We start from the raw sequence: 21,498 nt of genomic DNA, 5'->3' as shown, positions 1-21,498 counted from the left end.
TTTTTTCATTTAAGAAAACTGAAAATTTAAACTATATTTCATTTAGTTGACACTTCATTATTCAAGGTGTAAGATTTTGAATTATCAAAGAAACAAAAAAATTAATAAAATTTATTCGTTTACTCATTGTATCAAGAGAGGTGGAGGGACTGGCCCTTTGAAACCTCGGCAACAGGTTCATTTTGAATACTGTGCCACTTCCTGCAAGCTTTATGCTTGAAAGATAGAATGAGGGACTTCGTTTATATACGGGTGCATAACTTGTACGTAAAAATCCCTCTTTCTCAATATGAAAAGAGGGATTTTTTATTTTTCATTTCCCTCATCATCATCCAAACTTAATTATTTAGGAGGAAAATCAAATGAAAAAGAAGTTTGTACCCGGTATTGCATCAGTTGTAGGAGTAAGTATTTTATTAACTGGTTGCGGTAGTTATAAAAACGAAGCAAGCGGAGCAAATGCAAAAGACGAGGCACCTAGTAAACAGGTTTTAAACTTATCTTCACCTACTGAAATACGAACAATGGATACGGCTCGTGCTACAGATACTGATTCTGGTCAAGTAATGAGAAACGTATTTGAAGGTTTGTATAATCTTGGTGAAGGTAACAAACCTGTTCCTGGTGTTGCAAAATCTCATGAAGTAAGTGGCGATAAAACGAAATACACATTCCATTTGCGAGATTCAAAATGGTCAAATGGCACTCCTGTTACAGCTAAAGATTTTGTGTTCGCTTGGCAACGTGCCGTAGATCCAGCAACAGCCTCTGAATATGCATTTTTATTCTTTGATATTAAAAACGCAACAAAAATTAACAACAAAGAACTTCCAGCCGACCAACTTGGTGTAAAAGCAGTTGATGACCATACGTTTGAGGTAGAATTAGAGCGTCCTGTTCCTTATTTTATTAGCTTAACAGCGTTCCCAACATTTCTACCAATTAATGAGGAATTCTTTAAAGTACAAGGTGATAAGTACGCTTTAGAAGATAATACAATTTTGTACAATGGAGCTTTTACACTAAGCGATTGGAAGCACGAACAAAGCTTTAAATTTAAGAAGAACCCTACCTATTGGGATAAAGATACTGTCAAACTAGAAGAAATCAATTTTAATGTCGTAAAAGAAAAATCAACAGAAGTAAATTTATTCGAGTCAAAACAATTAGATCGTATAAAACTAACATCTGACTTCGTCGATAAATATAAAAAGGATGCTAACTTTAAAGAACGTCCAAACGTAGGCGTACAATTTTTACGTATGAATCAACAAAACAAAATACTTCAAAACGTTTCTGCACGCCAAGCAATTGATCAAACAATTGATAGAAAATCCTTTGTAAATACGTTATTAAATGATGGCTCTACACCAACATTTGGTCTCGTTCCAAAAAACTTTGCAAAAGGACCTGAAGGAAAAGACTTCCGTACTGCAAACGGCGATTTAACAAAAGTTGATACAAAATCTGCACAAGAGTTATGGAAAAAAGCTAAACAAGAGCTTGGTTCTGAAAAGATAACATTAGAATTATTAACGAGTGATGCTGACCTTGATAAGAAAACTGGTGAATTCTTAAAAGGACAACTAGAAAAGAATCTAGATGGATTAACAGTAAATATAAAACCTCAGCCGCGTAAGCAACAAGTTTCGCTTTTATTAAAAGGTGACTACGAAATCGGAATTGATGGCTGGAGCCCTGACTTTGCGGATCCAATTACATTCCTTGAGCTATTTACAACGAATAACCCTTATAACTTAGATCATTACTCTAATAAGGAATTCGATGAAACAATAGCAAAAGTGAAAACAACTTTAGCTGGTGATGAAAAAGCTCGCTGGGAAGCATTACTAGCATCCGAGAAAATATTATTTAAAGACTCTGTTATCGCTCCTCTTTACCAAAAAGGCGAATCTTATTTAGAACGTTCTTATGTGAAAGGAATTGTGCAAGTAGACTTTGCAGGTCAATTAAACTTCAAGTGGGCAAAAATTGAAAAATAAAGTGAAACTTTAATAAGTGGGGGTTTCTTCATCCCCACTTATTATTAGCCCACACCAATTGTTTTTTTAGCAAAATATATTAAAAATAGGTTCTCTCACACATGAGAATCTGCTTTTTTAATATATTATTCTGAGAAATTAACAATCTATTTTTATTATTGACATATAGTTCTTTTCAGTGTTAATATTCTAAATAATCAAAGAAACAAAATATTTCACCATCAAAATATAATGTCTACTACGTTGAAACATATAACGATAGATTATAGTTCGACATGTATATACATATAGAACACCTGATTACCTATAAACAAATATTTATAATAGGTTTTATCTCCTTCTATAGCTACTTCAAGACACGGACATTATGACGTTACGAACAACACATTTAGGGAGGAACGAACAATGAAGAAAAAAGTTGTACCTGTTGTTGCATCTGTTTTAGGGGCAAGTCTATTACTAACTGCTTGCGGGGGAAATAAAGATAATGCAAGCGGAGCGAAAGCAAACGATAAAGCACCTGATAAACAGGCAATTAACTTATCATTCGCTTCAGAAATTCCAACAATGGATGTTGCAAAAGCAACGGATGGGGAATCCATGAACGTAATGCGTAATGTTTTTGAAGGGCTATATGCAATGGGAGAAGATAATAAACCGGTTCCTGGTGTCGCTGAGTCGGTTGACATTAGTCCCGATAAAACAAAATATACATTCCATCTCCGTGATTCAAAATGGTCAAACGGTACTCCTGTTACAGCAAAGGACTTTGCCTTCGCTTGGCAACGTGCCGTAAATCCTGATACAGCAGCTGAATACGCATTCTTATTCTTCGATATAAAGAATGCGAAACAAATAAACCAAAAACAATTGCCAATTGATCAACTAGGGGTCAAAGCTGTTGATGATAAAACGTTAGAAGTACAACTAGACCGTCCTGTTCCCTACTTCTTAAGCTTAACTACATTCTCAACATTCTTACCAATTAATGAAGAGTACTTAAAGTCTCAAGGCGATAAATATGGTTTAGAAACAAATCATTTAATTTATAACGGTGCTTTCACATTAGATAACTGGAAACATGAACAAAGCTTCCAATTGAAGAAAAATCCTAACTATTGGGATGCTAAAACTGTAAAATTAGAAGAAATCAACTTCAATGTCGTTAAAGATAAGTCTACAGAAGTGAACTTATATGATTCAGGACAAATTGATCGTGTTGCTTTAACTGCAGAGTTTGTTGATAAATATAAGAGCGATCCAAACTTCAAAGAACGCGCTGAAGTCGGTATTCAATTCTTACGATTAAATCAGAAAAATGAAACATTAAAAAATCAACATGCACGCCTTGCTATTAACGGCGCAATGAATAAAAAAGCTTACGTAGAAACAATCTTAAATAACGGCGCTGTTCCAGCTGAAGGAATGGTTCCTGCGAAATTTGCAAAGAGCCCAGAAGGCAATGACTTCCGTAAAGAAAATGGAAATCTAGTCAAGGATGATGTGAAAACAGCGAAAGAAAACTGGAAAAAAGCAAAACAAGAACTTGGTACTGACAAAGTAACAATCGAACTATTAACAAGTGACAATGCTTTAGCTAAAAAGACTGGTGAATATTTAAAAGGTGAATTAGAAAAGAACCTAGATGGATTAACAGTGAATTTAAAACCACAACCACGTAAACAACAGCTAAAACTACTATTAAGTGGTGACTATGAAATTGGTATTGACGGCTGGGGCCCTGACTTCGCTGATCCAATTACATTCTTAGATTTATTTACAACAGATAGTGCTTATAACTTCGATAAATACTCTAACAAAGAGTACGATGAGCTAATTCATAAAGCGAAAACAGATTTAGCTGGCGATGAAAAAGCACGCTTTGAAGCAATGAAGCAAGCTGAAAAAATTCTATTACAAGACGGCGCTGTCGCTCCTTTATACCAACAAGGCCGTTCTTACTTACAACGCTCTTTCATTAAAGGACTTGTAACAACTGACTTCGGTGGTGAGTTTAACTACAAGTGGACAGAAGTTACAAAATAATAAGTGCTAATAAAAAGGTATCCCACCGAGGATACCTTTTTATTTTATACTTCTTTAACTACAGAGCTTCTTCTTCCCTTTACCATTCCTTTTATAGCTAAAGTCATCACTGCTACTGATTGTGTAACCAATACAATAACTAATAATGAAATAATATTTCTCTCTAAACTAACTCCTCCAAATATTATTGTATAATAGCCATTCGCTGCATATGTTGCAGGAAATAATTCACTGATTGTTTGATATGTTTTAGAAAGCATTTCATGTGGCACAGTTACAACCATTTGTGTTAATGAAAGAAAGGCGAAAAAGACTATTGTCAATAATCCTCTTTTCCTTCTTTTTGCATTGAACCAAAACTCATCATAAATATAAACACAAACATCAAATATGTTCTCCACGTCAAAGAAGGTATATGCCCTGACCAAAGATAGCTAACTAAATAATTAATTCCCATAATACACGACGATATTACTAAACTAATACTTATTAGTTTTACATATTTGAGCATATCTTTTCTCCTTGTTTTTATTTTTCTACTTCTTCAAACTGTAGATTCACCGGATCTTCTAAAAGTGTTTCATAAAAGTTCTCTGCCAAATCTGTTGAAGGGATTTTTTCATCTACTTCATCAAATCGAATACTATCTAGCCACACACAACCTTCTCCTGATAATAAAACACCAAATGCAATACCAAGTGCTTCTTCTTTTATATCTAATACAACCGAGTACGATTGCCAGTTATTCGTATTTTTAATGGGGCGATTTTGCATATTATCCATAGCGAGCGGTTCTGTATCTTTTCCATCTACTCGCATCCACAATCCTGCCCAATCTCTTACATTTTCACTCTTAATAAATGCTGTAAAACGTAATCTCTTCCCTACATATTTATCCGCTCGGAACATTTGCATTAATGTTGAAAATCCTCCATGCGTAACATTCTCTTTTGCTTTTATGTATGCAGATACTTTTCCTTGATGGACAACTTCATAATCTAAACCCATCTCATATTCAGCAGGATGACTTCCACTTAAGATCCATCCTTTCGGTATACCTTTTTGCATTGAAACACCCTCTCTTTCTATATAAAATGACTGAAAGTACTTTCGATATTTCTTTGGTGGCAATTGAAACATTCTTTTAAAAGCTCTCGTAAATGCCTCTTGTGAGGAAAAACCGTATTGCACTGCAATATCAATAACAGCTCTCTCCGTTGACACTAAAACTTGCGCAGCATGAGTTAACCTTCTCTTTCGAATATAATCTGTTACACTCATCCCAACATATCTTTGAAAGATGCGATGAAAATGGTACATCGATACTGCACTGTGGGATGCCACTCTTTCTGTTGTAAGCTCCTCATGTAAGTGATTCTCTATATATTCAATTGATTTTTTTATTATCTCTTTATATTCTTCATGCATTTTAGCCCCTCCCTCACAACTTCAATTTACCATATACATACAAATCGTTTTTGATTTAAATTGCGGATTAGTCCTTGTGACTGCAGGATAATAATTTATTTTCAACACATACATAATTACATGTTTTTGGGAAAAACTTGTATAGAACGAATTTACATAAGGAGGAATTTATAATGAGAATTCTACTATCAGTTTTATTAGCTCTTATGCTAGTACCTGCATTAACAGGATGTAAAGCTCCTGCCAAAGAAGACACAACTTCTAATAAAAAGACGACTGAAGAAGCAAAAAATGAGGCTCCTGCAGATTTAAAACTAAACTTCAATGAATTCGATTTAAAGGCAGACTACCAAGATACAAAGAAAGACTACGAAGCAGACTATAAAAATGTAGCAGCTGACAAGAAAATGGAAGCAAAAATTGAAGATCATAAAGCAGATGTAAAATTAACAGGAGACGAGGCTATCACAAAATTAAGCCCACTTCTACAAGAATTAAAATTTGATAAAGATACTCCTGACCAAGAAGTAATCGATCAAGTAGTGAACGTGTTCAAACTTGATAAAGACTATCAAAAATTCGATTTAGAAGTTGTCTTCTCTGATGGAACGAAAAAAGAATATAAAAGAGAAATAAAATAAAGAAGTAGGCGGTTGCCTACTTCTTTATTTTTGCATATCTTAAATCTGGTTTAGATCCAACATAATATTGAAGTCCAGATACCGTTTGTTTTTGTAAATAGGAATCCGACGGGAATATAATTGGAATTAATGGTGAATCTGTAAACATAATATCTTCCGCTTTATGCAATAAATCAAAACGCTTATCTTCATTTTGTTCTACTTCTGCTTCCTTCACTAAAGCATCAAATTCTTTATTATGCCATTTTGCATAATTGTTTGGACCATCACCTGCATATAAATCTAATTTAGTAATTGGGTCTAATAGAGAACCGCCCCATCCCATATAAGCTAATTGGAAATCACTTTGCTTATATGTGTCGATGTAACTCTTCCACTCTTTATTTTCTAATTTAATATCTACGCCAAGATTTTTCTTAAACATTTCTTGCATCGCTTCTGCTACTTTTTTATGATGTGTATCTGTAGTGAATTTTAATGTTACTTCAGGTAATGTAGACCAGCCTTGTTCTTTCATACCTTCTTCTAATAATTTTTTCGCTTCTGCTGGATCAAATTTAACGTAACCACCTTTTTCTTTACGGAAATCACGCCCACTTTGTGTTTTTGCTCCTTCTGGAACGAATGCATTTGCTTCTTGTGCATTGTTTTTATACAGTTTTTCAACAATAAACTTACGATCAACTGCTAATGAGAATGCTTTACGTACTTTCGCATTTGTGAACGGCTCTTTTTCTACGTTAAACGAATAAATATAAGATGAAAATCCTGCAACACGTTTATATTCTTTATTTCCTTTTTCTTTCTCAATCATTTCTTGCGGTAAACTACTTAGTAAATCTAATTCTTTTGATTTGTATAATTGGTACGCTGTTTTAGAATCTGGAATAATACGAAACTCAATTTCTTTTAATGTTACCTTTTTATCATAGTATTCTTTATTTTTTTGTACCGTAATAGCCTGATTATGCTTCCATTCTTTTAATGTGAATGGTCCGTTCGTAATTAACTCTTTTGGATCTGTTTTTAATTTATTATTATCATCAATTGATTTTTTTGATAATGGAATGAATAATGAGCTTGCTAATTTTTGTTTAATGGAAGACACTGGGTGCTCAAGTGTTACCTTTAATGTTTGAGGATCAACAACTTGAATACCAACTTGTCCTTCTTCACCTTTTCCAGTATTGTATGCCTCTGCCCCTTTAATAAAATACATTTCTGTCGCATTCATAGAACCCGTTTTCGGATTTAATAATCGCTTCCATGCAAATTCAAAATCATTTGCTGTAATAGGAGAACCATCTGACCATTTAATATCTTTCTTTAAATGAATTGTATACTCAGTTCCATCAGCATTTACTTCTTCTTTCTCTGCTAATTCATTTTGATATTTTCCATCACTATCTTGCGTATATAAGCTTGAGAATAAATGTCCAATTACATAACCTGAAGTACTATCTGTCGCAATAGCGGAATCAAGTGTATATGGATCGCTACCAATATTCGTTACTAATCGATCTCCTTCTCCCTTACCAGCACTCGCCTTTTGCGTCTCTTTCTTACCGCAAGCGACAGAAGTAATTGCTAAAACAGTCATAATGACAAACAGTAAAAACTTCTTCATCCTACATTCTCCTTTAACCTGAAATTTTTGGTGTTGATGCCAATAGTGTTTTTGTATAAGAATGTTGTGGATTACGGAATACTTCGTCCGTATTTCCAAATTCAACAAGTTCTCCTTTGTATAAGACAGCTACTTTTTCACATAAATAGTGAACCATCGGTAAATCGTGCGCGATAAATAAATATGTATAACCTTGTTCCTTTTGAATTTTTTGCAGCAAGTGCACAATTTGGATTTGAAGCGAAACATCTAATGCCGAAATTGGTTCATCAAGAATTAATACTTCCGGCTCACACAATAACGCTCTTGCAATAGCAATTCGTTGACGTTGTCCTCCGCTAAATTCGTGCGGATAGCGATCAATATATCGTCTATCTAACCCAACACGCTCTAGCGCATCACCTGCTACTTTATCTTTCAATCCTTTATCACCTAAACCAAATGAAATATAGCCTTCCGTTACGCTATCGCGTACTTTCCAGCGCGAATTTAATGCTGCTGTGGAATCTTGAAAAATAAACTGTACTTTCTGTAAGAAATCGCGTTTATGAGTTGCCTTCAACTTGTGAACGACTTGACCGTTATAATCAATTTCACCAGACGTTGGGCTCTCAATCCCAGCTATGAGCTTACCAAGTGTTGTTTTTCCTGAACCACTTTCTCCAATAATGCCAAGCGTTGTTCCTTTCGGGATAGAAAGTGATATATCTTTTAACGCTGCGATTTCTTTATTTTTACTTCCATACGTTTTCGTTACTTGCTTTACAGTAATTAAATCTGTCGTCATGAGGCATTCACCTTCTCTTTTGATTTCGCTTTATTATGCTCCAGAACATGTTGCCAGCAATGTGAACTATGCTCCTTGGAATATGTTGTTCTCTCTGGGAAACGATGAATACATTCTTTTATCGCTACTGGACAACGATTTACAAAAGGACAACCAAAGCTATTTAACGTCTCAATGGAAGGTGTCGTCCCTTCTATTGCACGTAATACTTTTTCAGAATCATCCATATTCGGAATTGCTTGTAATAAGCTTTTTGTGTATGGATGTTTAGGGGAACCTATCACTTCCTCTATCGTTCCTTTTTCAACAACACGTCCTCCATACATCACAACTACTCGATCCGCTACTTCACGTACAAGTGCTAAATCGTGCGTAATTAGTAAAATACTCGTATTTTGCTTTTCCTTTCTTTCCTTTAATAACTCCATAATTTGCTTTTGAATTGTTACATCTAATGCTGTCGTAGGTTCATCCGCAATAACGAGTTTGGGGTGGCAGGCAAATGCGATTGCTAAACAAATACGTTGCCTCATGCCTCCGCTTAATTGATGTGGGTACTGTTCAAAGCGTTTCTCTGCTTCATGTATCCCTAAATCATTTAATAAGTTAATCGTAATTTCTTTTGCTTCTTTTTTCGATTTCTTTTCGTGTTGCAAAATCACCTCTGTAATTTGCCTTCCCACCTTCATCGTCGGATTTAAAGATGAAAGTGGGTCTTGAAAGATAAACGAAATATCTTTCCCTCGAATTTGATTCCATTCTGATTCTTGTAGATTCGTTAATTCCTTTGATTCAAAAGATATATTTCCATCATCAATATGAATTGATTCTTGATTTAAGCCGATAATAGATTGTGCTGTAACACTTTTCCCTGAACCACTTTCTCCTACAAGTGCAACTATTTCACCTTCGCTAATAGAAAAGGAAACATGCTTCACAATTGCTTGGTTACTATTCTCTTTTTCAACGGCTAACGTTACGTTTTCTAAAGATAAGAGCTGTCCCATGTTTTTTCTCCTTTCGATTCCGTTTTACGATTTTTGGATCAATTGCATCTTGTAAACCATCACCAATCGCATTAAATGCGAACATAATGAGCGCAATCATGATTGCTGGGAAGAATAGCTGCCACCATTCTCCACTCAATAATGTCCCAAGTGCATCATTCGTCATCGTCCCCCAGCTTGCTGCCGGTGATTGCACTCCTAGTCCGATAAAGCTTAAAAATGATTCTGAGAAAATAGCTGCGGGAATTGTAAATGATAAATTTACGATAATAATGCCCGTTAAGTTCGGAATTAAATGCCCGTATATAATTTTCATATGGGATGTACCTAATCGCTCCGCTGCAATAACAAACTCTCTTTGTTTTAAAGATAAGACTTGCGCCCTAACGAGACGTGCCATACCAATCCATCCTGTTAATGCAAGGGCGATAATAATGGTAAAAAGACCTGGTTTCATAACAATTAATAGTAAAATAACAATTAATAAATACGGGATACCGTATAACACTTCGATTCCTCGTATAATCCACTCATCAATTAATGTCCCAAGGGGATTGCGCCCTCTCACATATCCACTAAATCCTCCGATTAGCACACCAAGTCCTATATCAAGAGCAGCTGCCACTAATCCAACTGTTAATGAAATTTTCCCGCCAGCCCAAGTACGTGCCCATATATCTCTTCCCAAATCATCTGTTCCGAACCAATGCTCACTACTAGGTGGTAAGTTTGTTGCCTCTTTTACTTGTTCACTCGCAGTAAATGGCGTTAAACTTTCACCAACAAGTGAGAAAACAATAATGAGTAATAATGTCACTGATCCTAAAACTGCGATTGGATTCGATACAAACTTACGAAACACTTCTTTCTTTCGGCTAATCTTTTGCTGATCTTTATTTATCGTTAATTCTTTCTTCTCTTCATTTGTTAATAACTGGTCATTAATTTCATAAGCTCCCATCTAAACATCCCCCTCCTTACGTAATAGAACGAATACGTGGATCAACAATACGATGAATAATATCTGTAATAAAAATACATACAATTAAAAGTGCACTATAAAAAATGGTTGTTCCCATAATCACTGGATAATCTCGATTAAAAATACTATCTACAAAATATTTTCCGAGACCAGGAATTGAAAAAATCTTTTCAATAACGAAAGTACCTGTTAAAAGTCCCGCCATTAATGGTCCAACAAATGTAAGTACCGGAACAATTGCATTTCGAAGAGCATGTCTTATAATAATCTTCTTAATCGGTATACCTTTCGCTCTCGCTAACTTAATATAATCACTCTGCAGTACTTCGATCATATTAGAGCGAACAAATCTTGTAATCACTGCGATTGGTCCTAACGCTAATGCAAAGGATGGCAATACCGTATGTTCAAATGTACCCCAAGAAGCTACTGGTAAGAGCTCGAATTGAATAGCGAATACTTGTATAAATAGTGGTGCTAAAATAAAGCTCGGAATAGAAATACCGAGGATGGCAAGTAAACTTACACCGTAATCAATTACCTTCCCATGATAGAGAGCAGCAAATGTACCTGCAGCAATTCCGACTAGCAATGAAATAATAAGTGCTTGTAAACCAATAATTGCTGATGGACCAAAACCAGTTGTTATAATTTCTGATACACCTTGCCCGGTTGATTGAACAGATTCACCAAAATCAAAATGAACTACGCCGTCTAAATAAGCAACATATTGATTCCATAACGGTTCATCAAGGTGATACTTCGCTCTCATGTTTTGGATCACTTCTTCAGGAAAGACTTTTGCATCTGATGAAAATGGATCCCCCGGAATAATATGCATAATTAGAAATGTCACCGTCGTAATAACCCATAGCGTGAACACCATAACTGATAATTTTTTAATTACATACACCCTAATAACCCCCTAAACACATATATTTACTTAGTTTTATAAACGTACTCTTTCCATTACTCCCTTTTCTCTTTTTAGAATACAAAAAGCCTTGATCTTAAAAAATAAGATCAAGGCTTAATAAACAAAGGCCCATCACTTATCTTTCAAGACTTGCTTGCTGGAATTAGCACGGTGTTCCTATTACAGAACCCGCTGCTGAGGTGTCATAGGGCCAGTCCCTCTACCTCTCTGGATAAGTAAATTGCTATATTATTATTTGGTTCAAATTGTATATTTCGAATTATAATTCTGAAAAAATGAAAAGTCAATCAAATTGGATATATTTAGAAAAATCAGTTTTCAATACTTTTATTTATCTATATCGTATTTCGCTTATAATAAAAAAAGATATGAAAGGAGTTATAAGATGGACCCCTTACTTCTAGCTACTATAGGATTACCCTTAACAATCGTTATACTTGTCATCATCGGCTTCTACAAACTCTTCATCAAAAAGAAAAGTATCACTTCTTTTTATACCCCTTTCGATAATATTACCGGGCAAACTATTTCCGAATTTCACGAAGAACAGAAGATATTAGTATCCGAGGATGAAGATGGAGATGGCAAGAAGAAAAAATAACCTTGCATAGGCAAGGTTATTTTTTCGTTTCTGCTTGAAAACGTTTATAGTATGTCGATGCTGTTGCAAAATTAATTTCTATATCACGAATCAACGATGAATCTTCTTCTTTAGCTAACTTCTGTAATTTTTTCATTGCTTGTTCCGATTCATTCAAGAAACCGACATATACCTCATGTTCTTGCTCTTTCGACTTCGGAACACGAATTTCTTTTCGTATATGATCAATATCTTCTAACATGCTCGTTGTTACCTTTTGCACATCTTCTTTATATGTAGCAGTCGTTATTTCCTTACCGCCCTTTTCTTTTGCCACTTCAAATAACTGCAGTGCATTATTAATTTCTTTATTCATTTTCAAATCGTATTTTTCATGTACTGCAAGGTATTCTTTCATTTCTTCTGTTTGTTCTGTAGATTGCTCTACCTTTTCTTTCGGTTCTTTCGTATCCTTATTTCCATTACATCCTGCTAGAAGGATCATACTTCCCATTACAGCAATACCCAAAACCTTCTTCATCTCTTCTTCTCCTTTTATCTACAGCTACTACTCATTATAGTTTCTTTTATCTCCACTTGTTATTATACCGAGAACATCCTACTTTTTACACTTAAGACGACATCGTAACATGTATACCAACATGTTTGTCACAGTATCGTCACTTTATACAAATAACTTTTGCACTGCTTTACTACTCACCTTACAAAACTGTAAGCACACATAAAGAACAAACCATGCTAGACTTACATATGCATAACGCAAACATATGTAAGGTTTTAAGGAGAATCATCTATGTACAACACAATACCTTTTATGGGAGAAGATATTCGTGTCCTTATTCGCGAAAAATCACTTCATATCGAAAATACAGAGAGCCTTCGCCGCGTATTAAAGAAGAAGCATGCTCCATTTAAGTTAGCTCAATATTTAAAACAACAACATACAAATCAATTTCATACCGTGCTCAATATATCGGATAAATCATTAACAATCGAAATCATCGGTCATGTCTACATTGGAAACTTTGCAGATACCTTAAAGGAAATCCCACGTATACCGAAGATTGCTCCTATTATCGTTAAAAAAGCGTATAAAATTACTGACCATACCGATATTATCGACTGTGGGGAAAAAGAAGTCGATAGTAATCGCTGGGTGTGGGATAAACTTGCTGTTTTATATGATACGATCATGAATAATATGTATGAGGTATTTCAAAGAAATGAAAAAAAGAACTGATTCAAACATTCCCTTTGAATCAGTTCTTTTTTGTTAAGCCTCTAAATTTTGTTTTTGCTGCAGTTCAAACTGCTTCTCACTTCTTCTGGCCATAAATAGATAACATAACACTGCTCCTACTTCACAAAGCGCAATAACAACCCCCATCGGTAATGCTGTATTACTTCCACCGATACCTACTAGCGGCGCAACAAGAGCTCCTGAAATGAACTGTAATAAGCCTAATAAAGCTGATGCTGTTCCTGCAGCTTGTTTCTGATTTCTCATCGCTAATGAAAACCCAGTTGTTGATACAACCCCGACACTTGATACGACAAGGAATAACGAACATAAAACACCGATTAAACCTATTCCTAGTACGATTGTCAGTAGTAAAGATAGGCCACCAACAGCTGCGATAATAATACCAGCAACAAATAATGTCTTCTCATTCACTTTCCCCGCTAAACGACCCGTTACCTGACTAGCAATAATAATACCGATGCCGTTAATCGCAAAGAATAAACTAAATTGCTGTGGTGATGCTCCGTATATGTTCTGCAACACAAATGGTGAGCCCGAAATGTATGCAAACATTGCCGCTGTTACTAATCCTTGTGACAATGCATATCCCATAAATAGACGGTCCTTTAACAATTTTCCGTACGTCGCCAAAGTCCCTGACAAACCACCCGTTTCTCTTTCTTCAGGAGGTAATGTTTCACGCAATACAAAAGTAGCTGAGATTAACATGAATACACTTATTGCTCCAAGAACGATGAAAACACCGCGCCACGTTGTAAACTGTAATAATTGCCCCCCAATAATCGGTGCCAAAATAGGTGCTGCTCCGTTTACTAACATAAGCAGTGAGAAAAACTTCGTCATTTCAGAACCTGAATACATATCACGTACCATCGCACGTGATATAACAATCCCGGCTGATCCTGAAGCTCCTTGTAGGAAGCGCAATAACACTAATGTCCAAATAGATGGCGCAACAGCACAAAGTAAAGAAGAAGCAACATAAATAATAAGAGCAATAATAAGAGGTTTGCGTCTTCCGTAAATATCACTAATTGAGCCAACAAATAATTGTCCTACTGACAGCCCAAGCAAACAAGCTGTTAATGTAAGCTGCGCGAGGGATGCACCTGTTTGCAAATCATCCGTTAACTTCGGTAATGAAGGCAAATACATATCAATAGATAATGGTCCAATCGCCGTAAGTGTTCCTAATACAAGAATCATCCATAACCTGTTTGCCTTTACAGGTTTATATATTTCGTGATTAACTTCATTCACTTTTTCAATTCACCCTTTCCTATACAAACTGAATCGTAACAATTATAGTTACATCATAAACATACGTCAAGTACAGCGCATTTTCCTCTTTCATAATGTAAAAAAAGCGATAGAAATTCTATCGCTTTACTTTTTCACATTGCTATTCGTAAATTTAGATACTGAGGACATCATCTCTCCCGTATCTAAATATGTAATTTGAATTGGGTCTCCTACTTCTGTAAACATAGCATATGGGAATTTCTTCACCGGTATCATAAATACCTTTTGTTCATTCTCTAAAAGTACGTACACGATTGTATTTTCACCTGATTTTTCTTTATATACACGTTGTACAATACCTTCTTTTTGCGCTTCTTTTCCTGTTGAGGTTGGTCTAAATGTATCACCATTACCGCTCATTACGTTTTTATAATTCTCAAGCGCTTCTTTCTGCGAAGAACCTGTCGCAAATATTTTTGCATTAGCAGCATATACAACTGTATGTGCACGTACTAGGCCTCCGTCATCGACAACCGGAATAATCCAAGCTGGTTTACCGTATACGTTATAAATGACAGGCATTGTCCCATGCCATTTCTCTCTCTTAAAGGAATTATCTACTACTTCTGTAGCTGCTGAACCATCCATAATCCCCTTTACTTCTTTTCCATTATAGTAATATAGCTTGCCTGTGCGTGCATCTACTAATGAATAGCCTAGGGCTGAATCTACTCCTTCTTTTGGAGAAGTAAAGTCTGTAAAATAATACAGTGTTCCATCTTTACCAAAGATCGGGGTCACGCCTTCTTTCGTTCCCCACTCAGTCGGAATTTTCATATCTGTTTGTGAGAATTTCGTATTCCAAAATCCGTGAATATATTTACCAAAGTACGTATTTAACGTAGATGCAGTCTCATGATTTAATACACCATCAACAAATTTAGGTGCCTTTCCTTTATCATATCTTTTCACTTCACCTGTTTGTGCATCTACTACGACAACACCTTCTACCTCAAATCCAGATCTTCCTGAAATAAATTCACCATACGTCATTGTATAATATGGTTTTCCTTTATCATCAACCTCAAATTTAGGTTTTCCTTTAAAGATTAAATTTGGTTCTGCTTGCCTTACCACACGCTCTAAATTATTACCAAAAAACATGCTTGGCACATATTTCATTTTATAACCGAGGTGCAGTTTCGCTTCCGCATCAGGATTCGTACCTGACATCGTTACGTACCCTGGAATTGTCTCAGCTTTACGCGCTTTAAAAAATCCTGAAACTTCAATCGGCGCTACATATAAAGCCTCGCCGTTTACCATTTGTGGCGTTAATTCTCCTAGCTCAAAATAAGCTACTTTTGGAATATCACCAAATACTTTTTTCATCTTATTCTCCGCTGTCTTTGGCGGCACTGTAAACGGCTGGTCATTTTCAGTAAATGGCTCTGAAATATCTTTCTCTACCTTAACAACAGAATCATATTTCTTTTGCGAGATTACTATATCATGCAAATAACCAAAGTAGCCGTAACTTGCGAGTAAAATAAACATTAGAAGTCCTTTTAATGTGCCTTCTAATTTCCCTATTTGATCTTGTGAAAATAAAACAAGCCCAATTAAAATTGCTACTGCAACAGAATAATGAGTAAGAATCGAGTCTACCCGATCATCAATTAGCCAAAAGTATTCATAGATTGCAATACCTATCCAAAATAAAACAGGAATAACTAAAATAGATGATTTCTTACCCTTTACAACCTTCTTATCTCCCTTCTTATCCACTGCTCGAAGCTTACTACTACTTCTTGTCCATGGAATCAAAAACAAAGTAAGAATAGCTAAAACTACAAATTTCATCAAAGGCACTGTCCCCTTTTCTTTTGTATTCCCTTTTAGTATAACAAATAAAGGGTATTAAGGTGAAAATAGGAATAGTTATATTTTTTTACTACTTAATACAATCCCGCTCACTACATATAGAATAGATGCAATATAAAAAATTGTACCAATCGTAAAGAAATCTACTAAATATCCCGTGGCAATAACCGCTACTGCTCCGCCAATGGATGTCCACACATGGTATTTTCCAATCTCATAACCAGCCTTTTCCTGCGCAACCTTTCGTGCTAACGAAGTCTTCTCAGTATTACGCTGCACAGCACCTAAAATGCCCATTACAATTTGAAGAATATATACATGCCATACTTCCGTGGCAATCGGAAAGCAAAGCATTAAGATTGCCATGGACCAAGCGTATATGATTAATAATTTTTTATCACCTACTTGATCAGATATCTTTCCCACTAGTGGATATACAAGTGCTGATGTTAAAGCAAATAAGCCATACGCCCAGCCAAATTGCGAGAAGCTATTTCCAACGTTTCGAAGCAATAATATATAAAAAGGAAATACCATACTTCCTGCCATCATGATGATACTTTGCGAAGCCACAAATCTTCTATATGTCATTTCGTATACTCCCTATAAAATAAATTCACAAATCTCTCTTCTGAATCTACTTCCTTCTTTTTCTTGAGAAATTCTTCAATACGAGGATATGCCCTCTTTAACTGCTCTTTCGTTGGATAAGAATAGTACGGCAAATAGTAACTACCGTTATGCTTTAAAGTAACATCAATCATCTTCCGAATGACATCCTCTGTTTTCTTTATCTCACTCTCTGAGCGTCCCTGGTTAATTAAAAGAACCAGCGCAAACATATCATCTTTCGCATAGGACAAAACTGCATTTTCATTCTTTTCCACGTAACGAATCGTAATGTTGAGTAAATTAAACTCTTCTTCATTTAATACGTTACGTAAATCATCTATATACTCCGTGAAAGCATCTATAGGCACAAAGTATTCTTGTAACACTTCGGTCCTATTTGGATTTTCATATTCCATAAAAGCACTATCTGATCTCATAACATTATTACGCGTCTCATACTTTCCATCTGTACGTTCAAAATAACCTCTTTGTATATCCCAAAATGTATCCTTTCCCCAATCACTATAACGTGATAATCCAAGTAAAAATTTCGGTACCGCTATAATATTTTCTTCCTTTAATTCACTGTACTCTTCTCTCATATTTTGATTTTGTGCCAAAGTATAATCTGTCACATACATCTCTTTTAAAAATGAATTTGGAGCAACAGAAATACGCGCTAAGTGCATACGAACATTTTCATCTCTTTTCACTTTCTCTTTGAAATAAGATACGTATTCTTTATAATCTATCATTCTCGTGTGCATTTCATATAATTCATCATCTGTTAACTTCAGCGTCACATCTAAAATAACTCCAAATAAACCGTAACCCCCAATGACATATGGAAATAACTCTGCATTTTCTTCTCTACTTACATTACGTACCGTGCCATCTGCCATTAACAATCTAAATGAATCTACTGTATCAATTAGTGCCTCATGACGAATATCACGCCCGTGTACATTTACACTTAATGAACCACCAACAGTAAAAATATTTTGAGACTGCATGACCTGTACCGCAAGGCCATATGGATTTATTTTCTTCTGAATATCATTCCACGTGACACCACTTTGAACTGTAATCTGCTTCTTCTCTGGATCAAATTCTAGTATTTTATTATATCCTTTCATATCGAGCATCGTGCCATTTGGATAATATGTCTGTCCTCCTTGGCTATGTTGCATGCCTGCAATGGAAATTTTCTCTCCTGAAACTTTTGCATCTCGCACTAATTTTATTAACGAGCGCTCTTCCGTAGCACTTTCAACACGTTTTATTTTTGTCGGAAGCAATTTACCTACATCACTCATAATAGGATGATCAATTTGTTTTTTATACGTATGTACAGACGTTGCAAGCAAAACCGTATATGCAACAATGACCGCCGCTATCTTTCCTTTTTTCAAATGACACTCTCCTCTTCTACATCTTTTCCTCTTTATATTGTACCTATTTTCCTATGAAGAAAGAATACAAAAAAGAGGGACCTTATTTTAGGTCCCTCCTTATCAAAACTGTTACTTTGCTGCTGGCAATTGTATTGGGTCAAACTTTTCATACGACGTATATTTTGCGTTCGTAATAATGTGTGCTTTATCCTTGCCATTGCTACTCATAATCATGTCTATCTTTGCTGATTCATATTTAAAATCTTTTGTAATGATATATTCTGCATCCACTTCTTCTATCTTCGCATTTTGTGCTTGTAACATTTTCTTCTGCGTTTCATCCATGCTAGTTAACATACTTTCTGTTTCTTGCCCTTTTAATGTAAATTTCAGTTTATATTTATCTCCGCTTTTCTCCAGCTTCATTTTATCTAAAACTACTTCCGGTACTTCTAATTTATCTATAATATCTTGAGTCGCTTTCATTCCACCAGCGTTTAATTGCTCCTCTGGTACGGTTACAACTTCTCCTGTATTAGGGTTTTTTACCTCACCAGCAACTTTACCATCCACAGTATACACTACAACATCTGTACCGGAAATATTCATTTCAGAACGAGAATTCTTTGTCTTTGGCTCTAATTGCATCTTAGCCTTTAATATATCCATCTCAGTTCCCTCAGCTTTTACCCCTACACCATATGTCATCGTTACATGTTCTTCATTTTTAAAAGCTTCATTCGTTTTCTTGAAAACATCTTTCGCCGTTAATTCCTTTTCTTTTTGAACGGATTCTTTTTTCGGCTCATCCGTCTTTGCTGTTTTCTCATTACTACACCCTACCCCTAGACTGATTGCAAGTACTAAACTTGAAACAAAAATAATTTTTTTCATATTGTTGCCCCCTTTCCCAAAATAATATCACCTCTTTTCCTATGAAATCTATATAATTTTTAATCTATACTCACTATATAGCGACATGTTTAATAAAGATCTTAAATATGATGTAAATAAAGACAACTCATTTCAGGAGGACATTATGAAGGCGATCATTTGCACACAGTATGGACCACCTAACGTTCTTCAGCTTCAAAATATAGAGAAACCTATACCTAAAAAGAACGAAGTATTAGTTAAAATTCACGCAACAAGTGTATCGACTGGAGATTGTAGAATACGCGGATTTAATAGCCCTCTATTATTTTGGATTCCTATGCGACTTATATTAGGACTTAGAAAACCGAGAAACCCTATACTTGGCGTAGAATTAGCAGGAGAGATAGAGGAGATCGGGACAGATGTAACTCAATTTAAAAAAGGAGATCAAATTTTTGCATTAACAGAACTAAATCTTGGTGGTTATGCCGAATACACATGCGTGCATGAAAGTGGATTAATAACATTAAAACCTACCAATGTAACGTATGAAGAAGCGGCAGTTATTCCTTTTGGTGGAACTTCAGCGTTGCATTTTCTGAGAAAAGGCCGAATAAAAAAGGGGCAACAAGTTCTCATATATGGTGCCTCTGGATCAGTAGGAACAGCTGCCATACAACTCGCTAAATATTTTGGTGCGATCGTTACAGCTGTTTGTAGTAATTCAAATTTTGAACTAGTGCAATCTTTAGGAGCGGATAAAGTGATTGATTATACGAAAGAAGATTTTACTAAGCGGCGCGAGCGTTACGATATTATATTTGATGCAGTTGGGAAGCATAAAAAATCCCTTTGTAAACAAGTATTAGCGCCTAATGGAAAATATGTATCTGTGAATGGAATGATGGCAAAAGTAAGTAAAGAGGATATGATTCTACTAAAAAGACTAACTGAAACAGAACATTTAAAACCTGTTATTGATAGAACTTACCGATTAGAAGAAATTGCTGAAGCTCATATGTATGTGGAAAAAGGGCATAAAAAAGGAAACGTTTCGATTACCTTAAAATAAAATATATTCAGAAAACAATATTGACAATTCTTTTTGTAAGATTTACTATTAGTACCATACTAAAAAACTACATACACATACTCTTATCAAGAGTGGCGGAGGGACTGGCCCGATGATGCCCGGCAACCGAGCTTATGACGTATAAGCTAAGGTGCTAATTCCTGCAAAACGAGTTTTCGTTTTGGAAGATAAGAGAGGAATCTATTTCGTCTATTCGGCACCTCTCTTATTTTTTGGGAGGTGCTTTTTATTTTGGAACGTATATGAAGGGGGATTTATAGATGAAAAAGGTATTATTAAGCATTGTAAGCGGAGCAGTATTATTATTAGGCGCATGTAGTGTGAGTTCAGATAAAGAGGTAAAAGAATTAGACGAGAAAAAGATTACTGTCGGTGTAACAGGTGGACCACATGAACAAATTTTTGAAAAGGTAAAAGAAGTTGCAGCAAAAGATGGCCTCGAAATTGATATAAAAGTATTTAATGATTATGTAGCGCCAAACGTATCATTAGATGAAAAAAGCCTTGATGTAAATAGCTACCAAACGAAATCGTATTTAGATGTATTTAAAGCTGAACGCAATATGAAATTAGCTGAAGTATTTTCAACAGTAACATTCCCTATGGGTGTATATTCTAAAGATATAAAAGATGTAAAAGACTTAAAAGAGGGCGATGCAATTGCTGTACCAAATGACCCAACGAATGAACTTCGAGCTTTAAAATTATTTGAAAAAGCAGGGGTTTTAAAAGTTGATCCAAAGGCTACAGAAAAAGCGACTGCAAAAGATGTAATTGAAAATCCAAAAAAATTAAAGATTGTCGAATTAGAGGCATCTCAATTACCAACGCAACTAAGTGAAGTGAAAGCAGCTGCAATTAACACAAACTTTGCATTAGGTGCAAAATTAAGTCCAGCGAAAGATTCTATTTTCCGCGAAGGAAAAGATTCACCCTATGTGAACTGGGTTGTTGTTCGTACTGAAAATAAAGATGATGCCGTTGTAAATAAATTAAAGAAAGCTTATCAATCTAAAGAAGTAAAAGAGTTTATCGAGAAAAAATTTGATGGTTCAGTTTTACCATCTTGGTAGG

21 protein-coding genes and 3 riboswitches are annotated in these 21,498 nt (G+C 35.3%); of the genes, 7 read left to right on the top strand and 14 right to left on the bottom strand.

Annotated elements, in window-relative coordinates; genetic code table 11:
- Positions 1 to 125: 125 nt before the first annotated feature.
- Positions 126 to 230, top strand: a riboswitch (SAM riboswitch).
- A 132-nt stretch (positions 231 to 362) separates the two neighbouring features.
- The gene (locus M1D73_RS01110; RefSeq protein WP_000726480.1) at positions 363 to 2,003 is read left to right on the top strand and encodes a peptide ABC transporter substrate-binding protein; all 1,641 of its coding nucleotides are present in this window, start codon (positions 363 to 365) and stop codon (positions 2,001 to 2,003) included.
- A gap of 405 nt (positions 2,004 to 2,408) precedes the next feature.
- A complete protein-coding gene (locus M1D73_RS01105; RefSeq protein WP_121868640.1) occupies positions 2,409 to 4,049 on the top strand; it encodes a peptide ABC transporter substrate-binding protein in 1,641 nt (546 codons plus the stop codon).
- 44 nt (positions 4,050 to 4,093) lie between these two features.
- On the opposite strand, the gene M1D73_RS01100 is transcribed toward M1D73_RS01105, so the two are convergent.
- The 3 genes from M1D73_RS01100 to M1D73_RS01090 are packed head-to-tail and all read right to left on the bottom strand — an operon-like array spanning position 4,094 to position 5,477.
- Positions 4,094 to 4,372 (bottom strand): hypothetical protein, encoded by a 279-nt coding sequence (locus M1D73_RS01100; RefSeq protein WP_000156944.1) that lies wholly within the window; start codon positions 4,370 to 4,372, stop codon positions 4,094 to 4,096.
- Entirely contained in the window at positions 4,369 to 4,560 is a 192-nt protein-coding gene (locus tag M1D73_RS01095; protein WP_000922547.1) for a hypothetical protein, read from the bottom strand. The genes M1D73_RS01100 and M1D73_RS01095 overlap by 4 nt, the downstream gene beginning before the upstream one ends.
- Positions 4,561 to 4,577: 17 nt before the next feature.
- On the bottom strand, positions 4,578 to 5,477 hold the full coding sequence (locus tag M1D73_RS01090; RefSeq protein WP_000544202.1) for a helix-turn-helix transcriptional regulator: 900 nt from the start codon (positions 5,475 to 5,477) through the stop codon (positions 4,578 to 4,580).
- Between the two features lie 173 nt (positions 5,478 to 5,650).
- Here M1D73_RS01090 and M1D73_RS01085 point away from each other — a divergent pair, with 173 nt between their 5' ends.
- Positions 5,651 to 6,118 carry a YusW family protein gene (locus M1D73_RS01085; RefSeq protein WP_001221552.1) on the top strand — a complete coding sequence of 156 codons (468 nt, stop codon included), beginning with the start codon at positions 5,651 to 5,653 and terminating at the stop codon, positions 6,116 to 6,118.
- A 16-nt stretch (positions 6,119 to 6,134) separates the two neighbouring features.
- On the opposite strand, the gene M1D73_RS01080 is transcribed toward M1D73_RS01085, so the two are convergent.
- The 5 genes from M1D73_RS01080 to M1D73_RS01060 are packed head-to-tail and all read right to left on the bottom strand — an operon-like array spanning position 6,135 to position 11,434.
- The gene (locus tag M1D73_RS01080; RefSeq protein ID WP_481157984.1) at positions 6,135 to 7,745 is read right to left on the bottom strand and encodes a peptide ABC transporter substrate-binding protein; all 1,611 of its coding nucleotides are present in this window, start codon (positions 7,743 to 7,745) and stop codon (positions 6,135 to 6,137) included.
- Between the two features lie 13 nt (positions 7,746 to 7,758).
- On the bottom strand, positions 7,759 to 8,532 hold the full coding sequence (locus tag M1D73_RS01075) for an ABC transporter ATP-binding protein (protein ID WP_121868639.1): 774 nt from the start codon (positions 8,530 to 8,532) through the stop codon (positions 7,759 to 7,761).
- Positions 8,529 to 9,539 (bottom strand): ABC transporter ATP-binding protein, encoded by a 1,011-nt coding sequence (locus M1D73_RS01070; RefSeq protein ID WP_121868638.1) that lies wholly within the window; start codon positions 9,537 to 9,539, stop codon positions 8,529 to 8,531. The genes M1D73_RS01075 and M1D73_RS01070 overlap by 4 nt, the downstream gene beginning before the upstream one ends.
- Complete coding sequence (locus tag M1D73_RS01065; RefSeq protein WP_121868637.1) at positions 9,496 to 10,500, bottom strand: ABC transporter permease; 1,005 nt, start codon at positions 10,498 to 10,500, stop codon at positions 9,496 to 9,498. Before M1D73_RS01065 ends, M1D73_RS01070 begins: the two co-directional genes overlap by 44 nt.
- 16 nt (positions 10,501 to 10,516) lie before the next feature.
- Complete coding sequence (locus M1D73_RS01060) at positions 10,517 to 11,434, bottom strand: ABC transporter permease (RefSeq protein ID WP_000289336.1); 918 nt, start codon at positions 11,432 to 11,434, stop codon at positions 10,517 to 10,519.
- Between the two features lie 136 nt (positions 11,435 to 11,570).
- Positions 11,571 to 11,676: riboswitch (SAM riboswitch) on the bottom strand.
- Positions 11,677 to 11,843: 167 nt separating this feature from the next.
- Here M1D73_RS01060 and M1D73_RS01055 point away from each other — a divergent pair.
- Positions 11,844 to 12,059 (top strand): DUF3951 domain-containing protein, encoded by a 216-nt coding sequence (locus tag M1D73_RS01055; protein WP_000371388.1) that lies wholly within the window; start codon positions 11,844 to 11,846, stop codon positions 12,057 to 12,059.
- A 16-nt stretch (positions 12,060 to 12,075) separates the two neighbouring features.
- Here the strand turns inward: M1D73_RS01055 and M1D73_RS01050 are convergent, their stop codons facing one another.
- Complete coding sequence (locus M1D73_RS01050) at positions 12,076 to 12,579, bottom strand: hypothetical protein (protein WP_000756525.1); 504 nt, start codon at positions 12,577 to 12,579, stop codon at positions 12,076 to 12,078.
- Between the two features lie 273 nt (positions 12,580 to 12,852).
- Between M1D73_RS01050 and M1D73_RS01045 the strand changes: the two genes are divergently transcribed.
- Positions 12,853 to 13,299, top strand: coding sequence for a hypothetical protein (locus M1D73_RS01045; RefSeq protein ID WP_000282860.1), 447 nt, complete (start codon positions 12,853 to 12,855; stop codon positions 13,297 to 13,299).
- A 33-nt stretch (positions 13,300 to 13,332) separates the two neighbouring features.
- Here the strand turns inward: M1D73_RS01045 and M1D73_RS01040 are convergent, their stop codons facing one another.
- From M1D73_RS01040 to M1D73_RS01020, 5 genes are all read right to left on the bottom strand, one after another.
- A complete protein-coding gene (locus M1D73_RS01040) occupies positions 13,333 to 14,592 on the bottom strand; it encodes a multidrug effflux MFS transporter (RefSeq protein ID WP_224200803.1) in 1,260 nt (419 codons plus the stop codon).
- Between the two features lie 117 nt (positions 14,593 to 14,709).
- The gene (locus M1D73_RS01035) at positions 14,710 to 16,428 is read right to left on the bottom strand and encodes a DUF3981 domain-containing protein (RefSeq protein ID WP_000674047.1); all 1,719 of its coding nucleotides are present in this window, start codon (positions 16,426 to 16,428) and stop codon (positions 14,710 to 14,712) included.
- 78 nt (positions 16,429 to 16,506) lie between these two features.
- A complete protein-coding gene (locus tag M1D73_RS01030) occupies positions 16,507 to 17,040 on the bottom strand; it encodes an MFS transporter (RefSeq protein WP_000222361.1) in 534 nt (177 codons plus the stop codon).
- A complete protein-coding gene (locus tag M1D73_RS01025) occupies positions 17,037 to 18,473 on the bottom strand; it encodes an FAD-binding oxidoreductase (protein WP_000715435.1) in 1,437 nt (478 codons plus the stop codon). The genes M1D73_RS01030 and M1D73_RS01025 overlap by 4 nt, the downstream gene beginning before the upstream one ends.
- 111 nt (positions 18,474 to 18,584) lie before the next feature.
- Positions 18,585 to 19,349, bottom strand: coding sequence for a DUF6612 family protein (locus M1D73_RS01020; protein ID WP_000720094.1), 765 nt, complete (start codon positions 19,347 to 19,349; stop codon positions 18,585 to 18,587).
- A gap of 145 nt (positions 19,350 to 19,494) precedes the next feature.
- Between M1D73_RS01020 and M1D73_RS01015 the strand changes: the two genes are divergently transcribed.
- Both M1D73_RS01015 and M1D73_RS01010 read left to right on the top strand, forming a co-directional pair.
- The gene (locus M1D73_RS01015; protein WP_000643882.1) at positions 19,495 to 20,403 is read left to right on the top strand and encodes an NAD(P)-dependent alcohol dehydrogenase; all 909 of its coding nucleotides are present in this window, start codon (positions 19,495 to 19,497) and stop codon (positions 20,401 to 20,403) included.
- An 80-nt stretch (positions 20,404 to 20,483) separates the two neighbouring features.
- A riboswitch (SAM riboswitch) is annotated at positions 20,484 to 20,598 on the top strand.
- An 86-nt stretch (positions 20,599 to 20,684) separates the two neighbouring features.
- Positions 20,685 to 21,497, top strand: coding sequence for a MetQ/NlpA family ABC transporter substrate-binding protein (locus M1D73_RS01010; protein WP_000756994.1), 813 nt, complete (start codon positions 20,685 to 20,687; stop codon positions 21,495 to 21,497).
- The last annotated feature ends 1 nt before the right edge of the window (position 21,498 follow it).

It is taken from the genome of Bacillus sp. PK3-067 (assembly GCF_056738645.1).
The sequence above is the reverse complement of the archived record's forward strand: the minus strand, read 5'-3'. Positions and strand labels throughout refer to the sequence as shown.

Coding starts and splice junctions, on each gene's coding strand:
- M1D73_RS01070 (WP_121868638.1), bottom strand. CDS start 9,539: ATGGGACAGCTCTTATCTTTAGAAAACGTAACGTTAGCCGTTGAAAAA.
- M1D73_RS01045 (WP_000282860.1), top strand. CDS start 12,853: ATGTACAACACAATACCTTTTATGGGAGAAGATATTCGTGTCCTTATT.
- M1D73_RS01090 (WP_000544202.1), bottom strand. CDS start 5,477: ATGCATGAAGAATATAAAGAGATAATAAAAAAATCAATTGAATATATA.
- M1D73_RS01075 (WP_121868639.1), bottom strand. CDS start 8,532: ATGACGACAGATTTAATTACTGTAAAGCAAGTAACGAAAACGTATGGA.
- M1D73_RS01010 (WP_000756994.1), top strand. CDS start 20,685: ATGAAAAAGGTATTATTAAGCATTGTAAGCGGAGCAGTATTATTATTA.
- M1D73_RS01095 (WP_000922547.1), bottom strand. CDS start 4,560: ATGCTCAAATATGTAAAACTAATAAGTATTAGTTTAGTAATATCGTCG.
- M1D73_RS01065 (WP_121868637.1), bottom strand. CDS start 10,500: ATGGGAGCTTATGAAATTAATGACCAGTTATTAACAAATGAAGAGAAG.
- M1D73_RS01035 (WP_000674047.1), bottom strand. CDS start 16,428: ATGAAATTTGTAGTTTTAGCTATTCTTACTTTGTTTTTGATTCCATGG.
- M1D73_RS01050 (WP_000756525.1), bottom strand. CDS start 12,579: ATGAAGAAGGTTTTGGGTATTGCTGTAATGGGAAGTATGATCCTTCTA.
- M1D73_RS01020 (WP_000720094.1), bottom strand. CDS start 19,349: ATGAAAAAAATTATTTTTGTTTCAAGTTTAGTACTTGCAATCAGTCTA.
- M1D73_RS01015 (WP_000643882.1), top strand. CDS start 19,495: ATGAAGGCGATCATTTGCACACAGTATGGACCACCTAACGTTCTTCAG.
- M1D73_RS01030 (WP_000222361.1), bottom strand. CDS start 17,040: ATGACATATAGAAGATTTGTGGCTTCGCAAAGTATCATCATGATGGCA.
- M1D73_RS01080 (WP_481157984.1), bottom strand. CDS start 7,745: ATGAAGAAGTTTTTACTGTTTGTCATTATGACTGTTTTAGCAATTACT.
- M1D73_RS01055 (WP_000371388.1), top strand. CDS start 11,844: ATGGACCCCTTACTTCTAGCTACTATAGGATTACCCTTAACAATCGTT.
- M1D73_RS01110 (WP_000726480.1), top strand. CDS start 363: ATGAAAAAGAAGTTTGTACCCGGTATTGCATCAGTTGTAGGAGTAAGT.
- M1D73_RS01105 (WP_121868640.1), top strand. CDS start 2,409: ATGAAGAAAAAAGTTGTACCTGTTGTTGCATCTGTTTTAGGGGCAAGT.
- M1D73_RS01085 (WP_001221552.1), top strand. CDS start 5,651: ATGAGAATTCTACTATCAGTTTTATTAGCTCTTATGCTAGTACCTGCA.